Raw genomic sequence first — 15,397 nt, forward strand, 5'->3', positions numbered from 1 at the left:
TATTCTTTTGGTCGTTTTTCGTCCTAACTTGATAAATAGGGGCTTTTAGGTTGAAATTTGCCCTAATTTAGAAAAAATAATACCATTGTCGTTTACTAATTGCTGCTATCTTGCTACCGTCTAATTTTACATACCTCTATTTTCATGATAAAGCCGTTCATTAGTTTGCTAAAAAAAGCATTTGTACTACCTGTTTTGTTTACGTTGGCCTCAGTAAACCTTCTTTCTTCGCAATCTTCAAATGCCCTTTGGTTTGACAGGCCGGCAGAACATTTTGAGGAAACCTTGGTTTTGGGCAATGGAAAAGGCGGAGCATCAATTTTTGGGGGTGTTGCTACCGATTCTATTTATTTAAACGATGCTACACTTTGGAGCGGCGAACCCGTAGACCCAAATATGAGTCCAGAAGCTTATAAAAATGTTCCTGAAATCCGCGAAGCGCTAAAAAACGAAAATTACAAACTTGCAGATTCTTTGCAAACGAAATTACAGGGAAGCTTCTCCCAATCGTACATGCCTTTAGGTACTGTATACCTGAATTTTGAACATAAGAACAAACCAATATCCTACCACCGCCAGCTTGAGCTAGAAAAAGCACTCTCTACGGTAACGTACGAAGTAGATGGCATCACTTTTACTCGTGAGTATCTTATTTCTTATGATGAGCAAGCCATGGTCATTCGCCTAAAGAGCAGTAAAAAAGGAGCACTTAATTTTAATATTGAATTTAAAAGTTTGCTTAAATATGAGGTTACCAGTAACGAATCTACTTTAGAAGTAAGCGGTTATGCCCCTTATCACGTAGAGCCAAGTTATCGCGGAAAAATACCAAACCCAGTTCAGTTTAACCCAAATAGAGGAATGCGCTTTACGTCACTTTTTAAAATACAGAATACGGACGGAGAATTGGAAAGCACAGACAAATCGGTCACCCTAAAAAATGCTACGGAAGCTGTTATCTATATTTCAATGGCCACTAGCTTCAACGGATTTGATAAGAACCCCGCTACGGAAGGTGCAGACCATAAAGCAATTGCTACCTCACAACTATCAAAAGCAAGCTCAAAATCTTTTGATACCATATTGGAAAATCATCTTAAAGACCATCAAAAATATTTTAACCGAGTGCATTTAGACCTTGGAAAAACTACTGCAGAAGACCTGTCTACGGACGAACGATTAAAACGCTATGCAAAAGGGGAAGAAGATAAAAACCTAGAAGTGCTCTACTTTCAATATGGGCGGTATTTATTAATTTCTAGTTCAAGAACACCAAATGTGCCTGCCAATTTACAAGGAATTTGGAACCCGTACATAAGACCGCCTTGGAGTAGCAATTACACTTTAAACATTAATGCCGAAGAAAATTATTGGCTAGCAGAGAATGCCAATCTTTCTGAAATGCACCAGCCTATGTTAGGCTTTATAGAAAATATAGCCAAAACCGGAAAAACAACAGCCAAAACCTTTTACGGTGCCGGCGGATGGGCCGCATGCCATAATTCGGATATTTGGGCAATGAGCAACCCTGTGGGCGATTTTGGCCAAGGTGGAATCAATTGGGCCAACTGGAATATGGGCGGAACGTGGTTAAGCTCTCATTTATGGGAACACTATACTTTTTCTCAAGATTTGGATTTTCTAAAAAATAGAGCCTATCCCCTACTGAAAGGAGCCGCAGAATTTTGTTTAGAATGGTTGGTGGAAGATAAAAATGGAAACTTGGTTACTTCACCGGGAACATCGCCAGAAAATAAGTTTATTACTCCAGACGGATATCAAGGTGCAACCTTGTACGGTTCCTCAGCAGACCTTGCCATAATCAGGGAATGCTTTCAACAGACCATAGCAGCATCAGAAACCTTAAAAACCGATGTGGAGTTCAGAGCTCAACTAGAAAAGGCTCTTGCCAAACTATATCCGTACCAAGTAGGAAAAAAAGGAAATTTACAGGAATGGTACCATGATTGGGAAGACGTAGACCCAAAGCATCGTCATCAATCGCACTTGTACGGTTTATACCCAGGGCATCATATCAGTCCGGAAAAGACACCAGAATTAGCGGATGCTACCAGAAAAACCTTGAACATTAAGGGCGATGAAACTACAGGATGGTCAAAAGGATGGCGTATAAATCTTTGGGCTAGATTATTAGATGGAAACCGTGCTTATAAACAATATCGTGAACTGCTACGCTACGTTGCACCAGATGGTGTACAAGCTTCTTATGAAAAAGGAGGCGGAACGTATCCCAACTTATTTGATGCACACCCACCTTTCCAAATTGACGGAAATTTTGGTGGTGCCGCTGCAGTAGTAGAAATGTTGGTGCAGTCCTCTTTGAAAGAGATTCAGCTTTTACCTGCTTTGCCAGATGTGTGGGCCAATGGTTCAGTTGAAGGTCTAAAAGCCCGTGGAAATTTTGAAATTGCCATTACTTGGAGCAATAAAATTCCGACCAAAGTAAAAATATATTCCATTACCGGAGGAACTACCGTTTTAAAACACGGCACAAAACAAAAAGAGGTTACTTTAAAACCCAATGAAACAGTAGAGTTGAATTGGTAAAAATGTAAAAAATATTAAGTAGTAAGTAAAATGAACAAGAACCTCAAGGAACATATTGCGTATTTACTCTGTGTAAAAATTGAGCGTATTCAATCTGTTTCTGGGGGTGATATTTCCGAAGCCTACTTGCTGGAGACCGAAACGGAACGTTTTTTTTGTAAAATTAATCATGGGGAAAACGGGTATGAACTGTTTAAAGCCGAAAAAATAGGCTTGCAGGCTATTGCCCAATCCAAAACCATAAGCGTACCGAATATTTTGTTGTGTGAACCTTTAGAAAAGGGTGGCTTTTTAGTGATGGATTATATTGAACCCAAACGCCCCACAGAAACCGACTATGAACTTTTGGGTCATCAATTGGCCGCGTTGCACCATAATACTACACAAGATAAATTTGGGTTTTCTTCCGACAACTATATTGGCAATCTTGAGCAATCCAATTCCAATAACACACAATGGGCTGAATTTTATGTGCAAGAACGACTTGTTCCCCAATTGCAGCTAGCAAAAGATACTGGCAGACTGAATGATAACCAAATTCCTTCCGAAAACCAGCTTTTAACAACTTGTAAAAATCTATTTCCCAACACAAAACCATCTTTATTACATGGCGATTTATGGAGCGGAAATCACCTTATATCAGAAAACGGCACCCCTTATTTAATAGACCCAGCGGTGTATTTTGGCCATCATGAAGTAGATCTGGCCATGACCCGGCTCTTTGGAGGTTTTGGCGCTTCTTTCTATAAAGCCTATCAAGAACATTTTGCACCAATTGGTAATGAAAAAGAACGAACTGATATCTATCAACTTTACTATCTCTTAGTGCATTTAAACCTTTTTGGAAATTCTTATAAAGCTTCGGTTACGGAAATATTGCAGCGGTATTTTTAGGTTTCTACTGTCATTTCCCTAATAACTATAGCCTAATCCTTAAAAACAGGGTTTTTAACCAAGCTGATAAAAGCATCGTCATTTTCCTTTAAGATGCGTTTTGAGCGCAAATAACGGTTATGGTTATGCTCGTCATAATTACCGGCATTTTTGTCCATACTGCTTATGCGTACCATCTCTGAGGCGTGAATGAATTCATTATTACCGATCCACATACCAACATGTACCACTTTTTCTGTGCTAGAATCCGTTGCTTCTCTTCCAAAGAACAATAAATCGCCCTTTTGGAGCTTATCAAAGTTTTTTACGGAATCAATGGCTTTGCCCGTATGTACTTGTTGTGAGGCATCTCTGGGAATGACCATTCCGTTAAGGAAAAATATAGTTTTAGTAAATCCGCTACAGTCCATTCCTTTGGTTGAGGTTCCTCCCCATAAATATGGAACTCCCATAAGCGTTTTTGAAGTCGCTACAAGGCTCTCTTGGCTTGGATCCAATTTCTCTAACCAACCTTCATACGGTTCCGACTCTTCTTTGCTCACAAAGGCCTTTCTACCATCTGGGTATTGCACTTCAAAAAATTCTTCGGTCTCACCTTTCAATTCTAAAATATCACCAGCAACCAAATCGGACACCCGCTGTCCAACTTCAGCATCTTGATACGAATATCCCGCTGTTTGGGTATAAATGAGTTTAGCAGTGCTTTTCCATTTTTGAGCTTGGTTGTCATCCATCAAAACAATGCCTCCTGCATCTACCCAAGACAAATAATTATCTGGTGTTTGAATATAGTACCAATCCTCCTCTTTCTTATACACTTTTACCGGTGTGCCTAATGTAGCCTGTGTTGCCAACTCTGCAGAATGCTTTGGATTACTCCTAAGGTTTGCTACCGAAATATTAATAACGGCCTGGGTTTTACCATCCAATGATTTTGAGGGTAATATTTCTATTTCACTGGTATACTTAATATCTAGATTATCCAATTTAGCCTCTAATGCATTGGCAGCCTCAGGCATATTAGTCTCTCCTCTTAAAATATACTTTTTGGTATTTATATAGGTATGCACATCAAAAAGAGCTGTTCTTTTATCCGGAGCATATTCTTTTCGTATCTGAGTAATAGTCTCTAAAAGCTTTGCTTCCTTTTTACTTTTTTCGGTACAGGAACCTAAAAACAACACTAAAAAACCAGTGAGCAAACCTACTATCTTATATCTCTTCATTCTTAAATCTATTATCATGTTTACTTTGCTTTAGTGAAATTATGTAATTTTATCGCAAATGAGCAAACTCAAGGCAATAGAACTTTTTGCAGGAGTCGGAGGATTTCGCCTCGGACTAGAAAAAACCGGACAATATGAGGTAGTCTGGAGTAACCAATGGGAACCTTCTACAAAAGCGCAACATGCTTCTATCGTTTACGAGGAGCGCTTTGGTAAAGAAAACCATTGTAATGAAGACATATCTGAAGTTTCTACGGAAGTTATTCCCGATGGCGATGTGCTCGTAGGCGGATTTCCTTGTCAAGATTACTCCGTGGCGACCACTTTACAGAACTCCAAAGGCTTGATTGGTAAAAAAGGGGTGCTCTGGTGGAGTATTCACCGAATTTTATCGGAAAAGAAAAATCCTCCCAAATATCTATTTCTTGAAAATGTAGACCGTTTGCTAAAATCACCCTCTGCCCAGCGCGGACGTGATTTTGCCATTATGTTGAAAAGTCTTGATGACTTAGGTTATGCAGTTGAATGGCGTGTTATTAATGCGGCAGAATATGGAATGCCCCAAAGACGTAGACGAATATTTTTCTTAGGATATCACAAGTCTACATTACTTTATAAAGCACTTAAAAAGTCCAGTCCGTCAAATTGGGTTCTTTCGGAAGGAACAATTGCTTCGGCTTTTCCTGTGCAGCAAACCACTCAAAAACCAACTTCTTTTGAAATTAAGGACGATTTGGTGCATATCTCAGAAAACTTCAACCTAGGCGAAAAGCTTTCTCCTTTTCAGAATTCAGGTGTTTTCATAAACGGAAAAGTTTTTACGGTAAAAACCCAAGCCAGTTATGATGGTAAACGAACCGTTTTAGGAGATGTGCTTCAAAACGGAGAAGTAACATCAGCATTTTATATTCCCGAAGAAGATTTCCATAAATGGGAATATTTAAAAGGTGCAAAAAAAGAAGTTCGAACGGCTAAAACAGGTTTCACTTATAATTATAGTGAAGGTGGAATGATTTTTCCCGATGCATTAGATAATGCTTCAAGAACTATTATAACCGGCGAAGGCGGAAAGTCTCCATCTAGATTTAAGCATGTGGTGCAGACTAAAAAAGGATTAAGGCGTTTAACCCCTGTTGAATTAGAGCGTTTAAATATGTTTCCTGATAATCATACGTTATTAGAAGGTGTAAGCGATACCAAACGGGCCTTTTTTATGGGTAATGCCTTAGTTGTTGGCGTTGTTGAAAGAATTGGCAAGGCACTGGCCGATAAAATTGAAGTTTAGCTCTTTAAACTTCATACTAACAAATGTAATATGCCCCTTAAAAGTAATTTTAAGTCAGATTTAGAAAGGGAACAGGAGCTTTGCGTTTTATTAGACCGTTATTATAAACAGTATTTGAAGCATTATACCTTTGAGCGGGTATCCGAAATGCCAAAGCAATTGGCCGGTATAGATTTGATTTTTATTCATAAAACGAATGGAAAAAAATTCTATATAGATGAAAAAGCACAACTGGATTATATAAACGAAAACTTACCCACTTTTGCCTTTGAACTCAGTTATGAAAAGAAGGGTATTTTAAAAGAAGGTTGGCTATTTGATACCTCAAAAAAAACAGAATTCTATGCGTTAATAACTTCGATTTATGCAGATGATCCAAACACATTTACTTCCTGTAAAATCACCTTGGTAAATCGCCAAAAATTACTGGACCTTTTAACGGAACGCGCTATAACATTATCGGCTTTAAAAAAGTATATTTTGCCTGAACAGCGTACTCATGGCAAAATAAAAATTGATGAACTTCACCACAGAAGTGAAGGATATCTCTTTGCTTCTACCAAAAACAAAGCTGAAAAACCTTTGAACCTTATTTTGAAACTAGATTTTCTAGAAGAAACAGGAGTTGCGAAAAGGTTAGCTTAATCAATTTTACAAACCAATTGGTTTGTAAAATTCCTATAACCCTAAGAATCTTGACTATTATGCACTTACAGCGATTGAAATTGGTATTTTATCGCTCAAAGGAAGGTCCATTTACTGAACCAATACATAACCAACAAACCGATTGGTCTGTTTTTACCATCTTTTAGATTGTATTGAATAACCCTGATTTTAGTTCTTAAAATGCTGTTAATCAACGTTCAAAAGTTTGTTGTTGCATTAAGTTTTACTATCTTCTCCGTTATGGTAACAACGGAAAAGTCAGAAAACAAGGAATTTTTAGAGAAGTCAATTCACCATCTAGAGGCCACCGGCTTCGAAGAAATTAAGGCGGATATTGACGGGTATGTAACTCCAAAATCGTACGTTAGAAAAGGTACCGATTTTAAGATAACCCCAGATATTGTTGCGCTTAAAAATGGAAGGAAATATTACTTTGAAATAAGCCTTAAATCATCTAAACCTAGACTTCTTAAAACGAAGTGGCTTTTCTTGGATACTTTAAGTAGAATGAACTCTAACCGGTTTCGTATTATAACCACTAAAGGTCATTATAAGTTTACCGATAATATGTTGGAAGATATTAACCTTACGAACAAAGAACCTATTCGCATTTAATTACACGTAACTATATATAAAAAATAAGGTCCGCAATTGCGGACCTTATTTTTTTCTAACCATACCTATATGTGGTATGCCATCTTCTAAATAACCATCTCCTACTTGGTCAAAACCAAGCGTATGATAAAAGCGTTCTAAATATAACTGAGCAGATAACTTAATAACATCTACTTTAAAATGCTTTTCTATTGCAGTGATAGAGGCTCTCATAATTTCTTTTCCGTAGCCATACTTTCTTTCAGTAGGGTTCACCACTACCCTTCCAATACTTGCTTCTTCAAAATAATCTCCTGGTTTAAATATTCGGGTATAAGCTACTAATTCACCTTTTCTAGTCCCTATAACGTGTAATGCTATTTGGTCCTTACCATCTACATCTTGGTAAATACATTCTTGTTCTACGACAAAAACTTCTGATCTAATTCTCAATATGTCGTATAACTCTGCTGCTGTGAGCGCTCCAAATGATTTTACCGTTATTTTCATAATATCAATCTTGTACAATTATTTGCTTACTGTCGCTTTTCCCGTGTTCTGGTTGTATAGTAACGTGATTGATACCGAATTTGTGATAAACGACCTCCTCTATTTCCTGAAGAATGTTGTCAAACTCCGAAAGCCTGATGTCTTCATTGAAATCTACGTGTGCCTCTAAGTGCACTTCATCCTCATTTAATTGCCAAATATGTATATGGTGAATATTCTTTACACCGTCTATTAAATCTACTTCATCTACAATTTGCTGTACTTGTATGGTATTTGGCGTAAAAAGCATGAGTACGCGTGTTGCTTCTTTTAATAAATCATAACCTACAAAAATAAGATAGATAGCAATGGCAAAGGTTAAGGCTGCATCTATCCAATACACCTCATAGAACTTCATTAACAAGCCTCCTATGAGTACCGCTACCGATGCTAACATATCTGTTAATAAGTGCAGATAAGCAGATCTCATGTTCATATTGCTCTTTGAATCTTTCTTAAGCAAGAGTACACTAAAACCGTTGGCAACAATACCTAATAAGGAAAGCCAAATAACCACATCAGATTCTATCTTCTGCGGCTCAAGAAACCTTACCGAGGCTTCTTTTATCAATATAACGGCTACAACTATTAGTGTAGCAGCGTTTACAAAAGCCGCTATGATTTCAGCACGTTTATAACCAAAAGTCTTATTGGTAGAAGCTTGTCTCTTAGCTAATAAAGTAGCTATATAACTAACAATAAGCGAAAGTACATCACTAAAATTATGAAGCGCATCCGAAAGTAATGAAAGACTGCCAGAAGCAAGTCCACCAATAACCTGAGCTACCGTAATAAGTATATTTAATAGGATGGATATAATTAAATTCCTACCCCTTAAATTAGAATGGTTGTGACTGTGCCCATGAGAATGGTCTTCGCGAGAATGCCCCATTTAATATGGAAAATAATTAATACGTTATTAAATATGTAATGGTACCTAAAATGCCTTCTTAACAAGGAATACCCAAGTTATGAACAACTAGTGTTAAGTATTATGAAGTGGTTGGTTTGGCAAGACTTTATTAGAGTCTACTATATTTAAAAGTAAAGCTTTGAACTTTTACTTACAAGGAATTTTTTCTATTCTTCTTTCATGCCTACCGCCTTCAAAATCAGTATTTAAGAAAGTCTTTACCATTTCTAGTGCTTGAGGTAAAGAAATGAACCTAGCTGGTAAGCTTAAGATGTTAGCATCATTATGTTCTCTACTTAATTGAACAATCTCTTTGGTCCAACAAAGCGCACAACGCACTTGCTGATGTTTATTAGCGGTCATTGAGGCTCCATTACCGCTTCCGCAAATAATAATACCAAAATCAACAATGCCTTTATCAATATCTGAAGCTACGGGATGAACAAAATCTGCATAATCAACACTATCCGCTCCATCGGTACCATAATTATTAACCTCTATATTCATAGATTTAAGTAAACCTACTATGGCTAATTTGTAATCCGTACCTGCGTGATCATTTCCAATAGCTATTTTCATTATGCGTAATCTTGTTTAAACCTTTTTTTGAATACGGTTTTACTGTTATATAAAACCTTCTAATTGTTCACAAAGGTACGAATACTAGTACTTCACCACAATAAACATGGTGGTCACAACATTAGTTTTCTTCAAACAGGTATTCATTGTTAATTTGTTATTGTTAAAATGTGTTTATAATGTTAATAACCTTACTACAGAAAGTAGATCTTAAATTTTGATTTCTCACTTGAATAGTACTCTACAAAACTAATCTCTAATTGAGAAATTTACTTTTACTCTTTTTATAATGGGCTATTAAAATGTTATTGCCAGTAATTAACATTAAATTTACGTTTACTTATTAAATAATTTATGTTGATATCGTTTATCAACGAATATTGATAATTACGTTACTACCCTGATTCTGTGCTATATTATAATTGTAAAGATTGTCAACAACTTCTTTAAGTCGTTCAGAGCAACTATTTCCACATAATTTTATAAGCCTTATTAACACACTATCATAATCACCATTTTAATTTTTAAAATTTAAAAGAAAAAGAAATATATAATATAGTTGTTGATAACCTTGTTTTCAGGTCAAGGTTCGTCAATAACTGGGTAATGAATTATAATTCGTAATTTACCCTATAAATTAAAAATAGTTAATGTCAAATAACAAGAAGAAAGCTCGTAACCATAAAGCAAACGAGATAACAAAAGGAATCTTTACCGTGTTGGAAAAAGACCCTAAAAAGAGTTTCAATTATAAGCAAATAGCCGCTAAATTAGGCTTAGATAATACCCAAGACCGTAATCAACTGATTAAAAGGTTAGGGCAACTTAAGGAAAAAAATAGAATACAAGAAGAAGGCAGAGGTAATTATATGGCCATGGAATCAACTAAAAAATACCAAACAGGTAAGGTTGATCTTACAGGCCGTGGTAATGCTTATGTTGTTATAGAAGGTATGGATGACGATGTCTTTGTACAAGCTAATAAAGTGAACAAAGCTTTTCATGGTGATATAGTAGAGGTATATATCTTCCCAAGAAGAAAAGGGAAGAAGCTAGAAGGTGAGATTGCCAATATTGTTGAACGTAAGAAGACTGAATTTGTTGGGATTGTAGATATACAAAAGACTTTTGCTTTTGTCCGTCCTACAGATTTTAGAATGTATACAGATTTCTTTGTTCCAAAAGATGGAATAAAAGGAGCAAATGATGGCGATAAAGTAATTGTTAGATTAGATAGTTGGGATAGTAAAGATGATTCTCCTACTGGAACTATCATAGAGGTTTTAGGTAAACCAGGAGAACATAATACCGAAATTCACGCCATCTTGGCCGAGTATGGTCTTCCCTACGATTTTCCTACCGAAGTAGAACGTTTTGCAGATACTCTTGATACTTCTATTAAAGAAGAAGAAATTGCAAAAAGAAGGGATATGCGAGATGTATTGACCTTTACTATTGACCCAAAAGATGCTAAGGATTTTGATGATGCACTTTCTTTTGTAGTTCTTGAGAACGGTAATTATGAGATTGGTATTCACATTGCCGATGTTTCTCATTACTTAGTTCCAGATACTATTTTAGATGATGAGGCTTATGAAAGGGCTACTTCTGTTTATTTAGTAGATCGTGTGGTTCCTATGCTTCCAGAAGTATTATCTAACAATGCGTGTTCATTAAGACCAAACGAAGAGAAATACACCTTTTCTGCAATTTTTGAGATGGATAAGGATGCCAATATCAAGGATCAATGGTTTGGTAGAACAGCTATAAATTCTAATGAGCGTTTTGCTTATGAAGAAGCACAGCATATTATAGAAACCAAAGAAGGTAGTATACCAAAGGATATATCTATCCGCGAAGATGCTTATACCGTTCAAGAAGATGTAGTTGAAGCTACTTTAGAAATGGATCGTATGGCTAAAATCATGCGTAGTAGACGTATGCAAGAAGGTGCACTTTCTTTTGATAAGGTAGAAGTACGTTTTAATTTAAACGAAGAAAGTGAGCCGGTTGGTGTTTACTTTAAAGAATCTAAAGATGCCAATAAATTAGTTGAAGAGTTTATGTTGTTGGCTAACAGAAAAGTTGCTGAATTTATAGGAAAACAAAAACCGAAAAAGACTTTTGTATATCGTATTCACGATGATCCTAATGAAGATAAACTAATAGCCCTTAATAGCATTGTTTCTAGGTTCGGACATAAGTTGGACTTTAAAGATAAAAAATCCATTAGCGCGTCTTTAAATCAGCTTTTGAGCGACGTTAAAGGCAAGAAAGAACAGAATTTAGTAGATACGCTTACTATACGTAGTATGAGTAAGGCCATCTATACTACCCAGAATATTGGTCACTATGGTTTGGCGTTCGATTACTATACACATTTTACATCGCCAATTAGAAGATATCCAGATGTAATGGTACATCGTTTATTGCAACATTATTTGGATGGCGGCGCCTCTGTTAAAGAAGAAGTTTACGAACAGAAATGTAAGCATTCTTCAGATATGGAATATTTAGCTTCTAGTGCAGAAAGGGATTCTATTAAATACATGCAGATTAAGTTCATGCAAGATCACCAAAATCAAGAATTTGTTGGTGTTATTAGTGGTGTTACCGAATGGGGTATTTATGTTGAGATTATAGAGAACAAGTGCGAGGGCATGGTTAGGATCAGCGATATAAAGGATGATTATTATACCTTTGACGAAAAGGAGTACGCAATTGTAGGAGAAAAGACTAAGAAAACCTACCAATTGGGTGATGAAGTTGTAGTTATGGTAAAGAATTCCGATTTAATAAAACGTCATTTAGATTTCTCTTTGATAGGGAAGCATGAGTAGTGATTAGTTTTTTGGAACGGATTTTGTCTTTGACTATCAAAATAACCTAAAAAGGTACATTATGAAAAAGTTCGTTTTGCTTGTCATTTGTATTCTTGGGCTGCAATTTAGTTTTGCCCAAGACGCAAGTATGACACAAGACCTAACTAAATTCTCAGAGGTTAAAGCTTTTGACGGTCTTTCTGTTAAGCTTATAAAATCTGATGTGAACAAAGCGGTCATATCTGGTGAGAATATAGATAAAGTTGCCATTGTTAATAACGATGGTGTTCTTAAAATACGAATGCAATTGGGTAAGATTTTTAGTGGATATCGCACATTTGTGGATCTATACTATACTGAAGACCTTGTTGTAATAGACGTTAACGAAGATGCGCGTATTGCCTCTGAAGAAATTATAAAGCAGGAAATTCTTGAGTTAAAAGCACAAGAAGGTGGGGAATTGGTAATTAATGCCGAGGTAGAACAGATGTTGATCAAAACCGTAACCGGTGGAAGCATATCTACTATTGGTTCCTCTAATTTGCAAGACATAGTTATAAATACAGGTGGTATTTATGAAGGTAAAGAGTTCAAGACCAAGTTTTCTACCATAAATGTAAATGCAGGATCTCGTGCAGAAATTTACGCATCAGATTACGTAAAGGCTAGTGTAAAAGCTGGTGGTGAAGTATTGGTGTATGGTGATCCAAAGAAGATGGATGAAAAAACTGTATTTGGCGGTACTGTAACGCGTATGTAATCGGTTTCATTTCCAATTTTAAACCCTTAGCTTTGCATAGCAGCTAGTACTTACTTGTAAAAGAGTTATAGTAGCTGCTATTCCTTAGTTAAACTACTAATAAGAAACACCCAGAATAATACATGTGGGAAGATATTCAGGCAGCAGTTCCATTAGGCTTTTTATTAAGCTTTATGATTGGGCCAGTTTTCTTTGTCCTTTTAGAAACAAGCGCAATTAAAGGTTTTAGAGCTGCTATTGTTTTTGATTTTGGAGTAATTCTTGCCGATGGTGTTTTTCTTGTCATTGCTTATTTTAGTAGTTATCAGCTTTTAGAGAATTTAAGTAACCAACCGGGACTATATGTTTTTGGTGGGGTAATTCTTCTGGTCTATGGTATTACCACTATTTTTAAAAAACCTCCTAAGCATGTGGATAGTGATATTAGGGTTAGCAAGAGTGACTATTTAGGTCTCTTTGTAAAAGGTTTTCTACTCAATTTTATTAACATTGGTGTTCTTGTTTTTTGGTTGGGTATTATAATTGTAGTTGGACCCAGCTTAAATAATGACCCTAACCGGATAGTAGTATTCTTTTCAACGATGGTAGGAGCCTATTTTGTAACCGATATTTTTAAAATTCTATTAGCGAAACAATTGAAGAAAAAGCTAACAGGTAATAGAATTTATTTGATAAAGAAAGGACTTGGCGTTATTCTAATTGTATGTGGTATTGTACTTATTGTAAAAGGCTTTCTACCTAAAGACCAGTTCAACATAGAGAATGGTATTGAGCGTATAGAAAAGCTATAATATCGTGTAGTAAGAATCTAACCGTAATTCCTTTTTTAAGGAGTACCTAAAGTCATAAAACAAAAAAACCTTCGTGATAAACGAAGGTTTTTTTTTGAGGCATCGAGCAGATTCGAACTGCTGTACAAGCTTTTGCAGAGCTCTGCCTAGCCACTCGGCCACGATGCCATTTGCAGGTGCAAAGATAGTTTTTTTGATGGAAATGCTATTTTTACTTTACTTTTTTTTCACAATGTATATTTACAAGGTGTAAGAAAATATGTAAGTGTAAAGATTTGCAGTTATTTAGGAGGTGAATTTAAGGTATTTAGATAGTTACTTTTTTCGCTTTTGCTTCAAAACTATGGTCACTTTTTCAACATCACCACCTATTGGAGGGTTAATTTTTGAAACCTCAACCTCAGCTTTTTTTACAATTTCTATTTCTAAAAAGATGCGATCTAAGATACGCTTGCCAACATGTTCCAATAGTTTAGAAGGGATTTTCATTTCCTCCTTTACAATATGGTTTATGTGAACATAATCTACCGTTTCAGATAGTTTATCGGAAATTGAAGCTTTGGTTAAATCAGCATCAACAGATACGTTTACCAAATATTCACTTCCTATGGCGGTTTCCTCTTTTAAGCAACCGTGGTGGGCATATACCCTTATATTACTAACTTTAACCTTATCCAAAATCAAATATATTTTTGCAAACTTAATTCAAACGGTTCAAATAAAGGATAGAAAGCTTATATGTAATTTTTATAAGTACATAGATATTGAAACAGTTCTTTTCTTAATACGTACAACGGCAGTTACTAAGCCCTTGGAACAAGTCTACACCTATGGTTACCACATGGGTACCTGTACTGTACGTAAGTAACTCATTAAGAATTATTTGGTATGAATATCCAAAATAGAAGTTATTTTTCTTTAGACCGGCAAAAGGAGCTATAAAGAGTGGGCTACCAATTTGATCATTTAAGAAACGATAGTTAACACCAGCGTAGAAATAATCATCAAAATTATACCATCTAAATTTTAGGTTTAAATCTGTTTCAGAACGGCCATCACTTTCAAACATTTTAAATAAAATAGAAGGCTCTATCTCTAAATCGCTATGCTTGTTTTTTCTATAACGGTAACCAGTATACACATAATAGTTTCTTAACTCATTAGGCTCATCTACATTAAATGTAAAGTTACTTGGATCTTTACCTAAAAGGTTAGATGCATTACCACTTATGTAGAATTTACCATACCGGTATAAAACACCTACGTCAAAGTTATGGTTACTAGTTTGGCGGTTGTTAATAACACCCGGATCAAGATTAGCATCCACAAATTTATCAATGTCTATTCTAAACTGATTAAAGTTATATGAAAGGCCAAATGATAGAAACTCATCGTCATATCTATCAAGAGTTAAGTGATGGGCGAAAGAAACCCTAGCACCTTGTTGTTTTGTATAACCGTTTTTATCATTATATAAAAACAGACCTATACCAGATTGTTCGCCTAAGCGCATATCTGCTGCCAAGGATTGTGTTTGTGGAGCATCTTTAATACCCACCCATTGTGTAAGACCGTTAAGCCTAATTTTTACATGGTCTCCTATACCAGCATATACTGGTGATAGAACAAACGGGTTATCTGCCAAATATTGAGTAAGTTGAGGCGAATTGAGCTCTTGACCTCTAGCGGTTATAATGCCGGATAGGAGCAGCAAGGTCCATATGAATTTGCGCATGGTACTGTAGGTTGT

14 protein-coding genes and 1 tRNA gene are annotated in these 15,397 nt (G+C 36.0%); 8 read left to right on the forward strand and 7 right to left on the reverse strand.

What is annotated here, in order from left to right:
- Positions 1-144: 144 nt before the first annotated feature.
- Both HW347_RS03360 and HW347_RS03365 read left to right on the forward strand, forming a co-directional pair.
- A complete protein-coding gene (locus HW347_RS03360) occupies positions 145-2,568 on the forward strand; it encodes a glycoside hydrolase family 95 protein (RefSeq protein ID WP_214610521.1) in 2,424 nt (807 codons plus the stop codon).
- Between the two features lie 30 nt (positions 2,569-2,598).
- Positions 2,599-3,462, forward strand: a complete 864-nt coding sequence (locus tag HW347_RS03365; protein WP_214610522.1) for a fructosamine kinase family protein — start codon at positions 2,599-2,601, stop codon at positions 3,460-3,462.
- A gap of 32 nt (positions 3,463-3,494) precedes the next feature.
- Here the strand turns inward: HW347_RS03365 and HW347_RS03370 are convergent, their stop codons facing one another.
- Entirely contained in the window at positions 3,495-4,688 is a 1,194-nt protein-coding gene (locus tag HW347_RS03370) for a C40 family peptidase (RefSeq protein ID WP_214610523.1), read from the reverse strand.
- 58 nt (positions 4,689-4,746) lie between these two features.
- On the opposite strand from HW347_RS03370, the gene dcm reads away from it, so the two are divergent.
- The 3 genes from dcm (at position 4,747) to HW347_RS03385 (ending at position 7,254) form a co-directional block, all read left to right on the forward strand.
- Positions 4,747-5,973 carry a DNA (cytosine-5-)-methyltransferase gene (gene dcm / locus HW347_RS03375; RefSeq protein ID WP_214610524.1) on the forward strand — a complete coding sequence of 409 codons (1,227 nt, stop codon included), beginning with the start codon at positions 4,747-4,749 and terminating at the stop codon, positions 5,971-5,973.
- A 30-nt stretch (positions 5,974-6,003) separates the two neighbouring features.
- A complete protein-coding gene (locus tag HW347_RS03380; protein WP_214610525.1) occupies positions 6,004-6,618 on the forward strand; it encodes a hypothetical protein in 615 nt (204 codons plus the stop codon).
- Between the two features lie 261 nt (positions 6,619-6,879).
- Positions 6,880-7,254, forward strand: a complete 375-nt coding sequence (locus HW347_RS03385; protein WP_155595336.1) for a hypothetical protein — start codon at positions 6,880-6,882, stop codon at positions 7,252-7,254.
- A gap of 45 nt (positions 7,255-7,299) precedes the next feature.
- Here the strand turns inward: HW347_RS03385 and HW347_RS03390 are convergent, their stop codons facing one another.
- The 3 genes from HW347_RS03390 to HW347_RS03400 form a co-directional block, all read right to left on the reverse strand.
- Positions 7,300-7,743, reverse strand: a complete 444-nt coding sequence (locus HW347_RS03390) for a GNAT family N-acetyltransferase (RefSeq protein WP_214610526.1) — start codon at positions 7,741-7,743, stop codon at positions 7,300-7,302.
- A gap of 4 nt (positions 7,744-7,747) precedes the next feature.
- Positions 7,748-8,674 carry a cation diffusion facilitator family transporter gene (locus tag HW347_RS03395; protein ID WP_214610527.1) on the reverse strand — a complete coding sequence of 309 codons (927 nt, stop codon included), beginning with the start codon at positions 8,672-8,674 and terminating at the stop codon, positions 7,748-7,750.
- 168 nt (positions 8,675-8,842) lie between these two features.
- On the reverse strand, positions 8,843-9,274 hold the full coding sequence (locus tag HW347_RS03400) for an RpiB/LacA/LacB family sugar-phosphate isomerase (RefSeq protein ID WP_214610528.1): 432 nt from the start codon (positions 9,272-9,274) through the stop codon (positions 8,843-8,845).
- A gap of 650 nt (positions 9,275-9,924) precedes the next feature.
- On the opposite strand from HW347_RS03400, the gene rnr reads away from it, so the two are divergent.
- The 3 genes from rnr (at position 9,925) to HW347_RS03415 (ending at position 13,647) form a co-directional block, all read left to right on the forward strand.
- Positions 9,925-12,114: a ribonuclease R gene (gene rnr / locus HW347_RS03405; protein ID WP_214610529.1), complete on the forward strand. Its 2,190-nt coding sequence runs from the start codon at positions 9,925-9,927 to the stop codon at positions 12,112-12,114.
- 61 nt (positions 12,115-12,175) lie between these two features.
- Positions 12,176-12,856, forward strand: coding sequence for a head GIN domain-containing protein (locus HW347_RS03410; protein WP_155595331.1), 681 nt, complete (start codon positions 12,176-12,178; stop codon positions 12,854-12,856).
- A gap of 122 nt (positions 12,857-12,978) precedes the next feature.
- The gene (locus tag HW347_RS03415; RefSeq protein WP_214610530.1) at positions 12,979-13,647 is read left to right on the forward strand and encodes a LysE family translocator; all 669 of its coding nucleotides are present in this window, start codon (positions 12,979-12,981) and stop codon (positions 13,645-13,647) included.
- Positions 13,648-13,744: 97 nt separating this feature from the next.
- Here the strand turns inward: HW347_RS03415 and HW347_RS03420 are convergent.
- The 3 genes from HW347_RS03420 to HW347_RS03430 form a co-directional block, all read right to left on the reverse strand.
- Positions 13,745-13,815, reverse strand: a tRNA-Cys gene (locus tag HW347_RS03420).
- 147 nt (positions 13,816-13,962) lie between these two features.
- Positions 13,963-14,325: a dihydroneopterin aldolase gene (folB, locus tag HW347_RS03425; RefSeq protein WP_214610531.1), complete on the reverse strand. Its 363-nt coding sequence runs from the start codon at positions 14,323-14,325 to the stop codon at positions 13,963-13,965.
- Positions 14,326-14,428: 103 nt separating this feature from the next.
- The gene (locus HW347_RS03430) at positions 14,429-15,382 is read right to left on the reverse strand and encodes a PorP/SprF family type IX secretion system membrane protein (RefSeq protein ID WP_155595328.1); all 954 of its coding nucleotides are present in this window, start codon (positions 15,380-15,382) and stop codon (positions 14,429-14,431) included.
- Between the last annotated feature and the right edge of the window lie 15 nt (positions 15,383-15,397).

This window comes from Zobellia barbeyronii (assembly GCF_018603515.1).
Lineage (GTDB): Bacteria > Bacteroidota > Bacteroidia > Flavobacteriales > Flavobacteriaceae > Zobellia > Zobellia barbeyronii.